The organism is Aeromicrobium phragmitis (assembly GCF_003674095.1).
GTDB lineage: Bacteria > Actinomycetota > Actinomycetes > Propionibacteriales > Nocardioidaceae > Aeromicrobium > Aeromicrobium phragmitis.
The window spans coordinates 1-362 of record NZ_RDBF01000182.1 but is presented as its reverse complement, the minus strand read 5'-3'; the positions used below and the strand labels follow the sequence as shown (position 1 = coordinate 362).

Sequence of the window (362 nt, the reverse complement as noted above, 5' to 3'; positions counted from 1 at the left end):
AGCGACCGGTACGGCCCCATCTCGGCACCCGCGCCCAACACGACGACGGTGTCACCCTCGAGGCTCAGCCACTCGGGATGCTCCTGGACCTTCTGCACGGCCTGCGCGCAGGACGCCGTGATGATGCCGCGCGCCACCCAGTCGTCGAGCTGGTCGCGCAGTTGCCGGCCGACGAGCCGCTCACCGCGGTAGGGGATGGAGAGTTCGCGCTCGGGTTCGGCGGTTCCGTCGATCGTGCGGGTGTGGAACGCCTGGGTGACCGTGGCGTTGTCGATCGCCTCGCCGAGCGGCAGGTCGTCGAATCGCAGGTGCTCGGTGGCACTGCGCAGCCCTTCGGTCGCGATCGTGACGGCGGCCTGAGG

1 pseudogene is annotated in these 362 nt (G+C 70.4%); it reads right to left on the bottom strand.

Annotation, left to right across the window (positions count from 1 at the left end):
- Nucleotides 1-362: pseudogene (locus D9V41_RS18045) on the bottom strand (hypothetical protein); the annotation flags it as partial.